Origin of the sequence: Nostoc cycadae WK-1 (assembly GCF_002897135.1) — a bacterium.
In the GTDB taxonomy this organism is placed as follows: domain Bacteria; phylum Cyanobacteriota; class Cyanobacteriia; order Cyanobacteriales; family Nostocaceae; genus Nostoc_B.
In genome coordinates, this window is record NZ_DF978478.1 from 1 (window position 1) to 1,513 (window position 1,513).

The 1,513-nt window shown below is 34.7% G+C and carries 2 protein-coding genes; both read right to left on the reverse strand.

Translation table 11 applies throughout. The features are described from left to right. Positions 1-1,150 (reverse strand): GUN4 domain-containing protein (locus NCWK1_RS28935; RefSeq protein WP_187308280.1); only part of this gene is annotated, 1,150 nt, incomplete at its 3' end. Beyond that, positions 1,150-1,513: hypothetical protein (locus NCWK1_RS28940; RefSeq protein WP_222838825.1), on the reverse strand; the 364-nt coding region annotated here is incomplete at its 5' end. The genes NCWK1_RS28940 and NCWK1_RS28935, both read right to left, overlap by 1 nt.

The window sequence follows — 1,513 nt, forward strand, 5'->3', positions numbered from 1 at the left end:
CCGCCAAAACAGCATCACTCCTCTTGAACTGCTCTTTACACTGCTCTGCTTCCTTTAACTGCTCTTTACACTGCTCTGCTGCTTCCAAATATTTCTTACCCCCCAATATTCCGCTAACTTGAAACAAATATAACAACGTTAACGTTACCACAGACCCCCAAAAAACACTAAACACCAAAAAATTACTCCGTAAACTCGACCTTCTGATCCTCCGCCCAGAATCGCCTACCGGATTTAGGATTTGAATGCCAGTTTTTAAATCATTTACAACTACTAAATCATCAAAATCACCTACTGTACGAAAATCTCTTAAAACCACGTTTATCAAATCACTACCACATCCTTCCAATCTTGGTCTAATACCTTCCCTCCCCCCCCACATTTTTTTTATACTTAATCCACTTTCTCCCCCGCTTGAAATTAGCCAAAGCTTATCTATGGTATGGAGATCGATTACAGGAAAACATTTTATTTCTTCTTTTATTACCTTCTCGTTTAACTTTTTTATTAACTTTTCCGTTTCTTTGTCAGCTTCATCTTCTTTTTTGTCTCGAAGCAAGTTTCGTAAGTTAGTATAATTTACCCCTACTTCTGATGCCTTCTCACCAGTTACAGGAATTTTATCCAATATTTTTGAAATATCTTCAGCTTGTTGAATCTTTTCTCTAAAGGCGTTTTTTTCTTGCTCCCAAAATTTTAACCAATTACGTTTATGTTCCTGAAGATAATGCTCGTAATTTTGCAATTCTCTATTAAGCAAATCTTTAATGCCCGTACCTTCAGCTAATGAAACTCTGGTTAAGGGATTATCTTTAGCAAAATTACTATCAATTAAAAGTTTAATAAAAAAGTAAGTTTCATCCTCAATTTCATAAAAGTCCACGTTACTTTTAGATAGCGCATACAACCTGTGCTTTCGATAGTCAAATTTCTTTAGCTTCTCTCTTATATTTTTATCACAGTCAGATAATTTAAAAAAACTGGCTGTTTCAACAACAGAATCTATATAAACTTTTAAATTATCATCCTGATATTCCAAATATACAGCTTTGTGCTTATTATTAGAATCATATACAATTGGAACTGCTGGAGATGGATAGTTCCCTAATGGACAATCATAGCCTACTAGCTTATAGTTTTGTTCGTCCATTAAGCCACCTCTCGCCTATAATTTATATAATATTGAATAACTTGTTTTTTCGCTTCTTCTTCAAGGATACTTGCAATTTCCGATGGTCTACGAGCTTTGTTATATTCATATAAAAATGGTTTTATCACATAAGGCTGTTCTCCCTGTGTAATCTCACACAATTTCCAAAAATTTTCTAATTGTGGTTTAGGGAAGCCTACCCAAATAATGTCTTCAAGTACATCAACTAAAGATAACTGCTGTGTACTTTGGCACTCTATCATACGCTGTCTATGATCTACTCCATAGTCACACAAGTCAGTTTGCAAGAAATTCAGCAAATTTACTATAGGCTCTATTAGGCGTTGCATAATAGAGGGATGA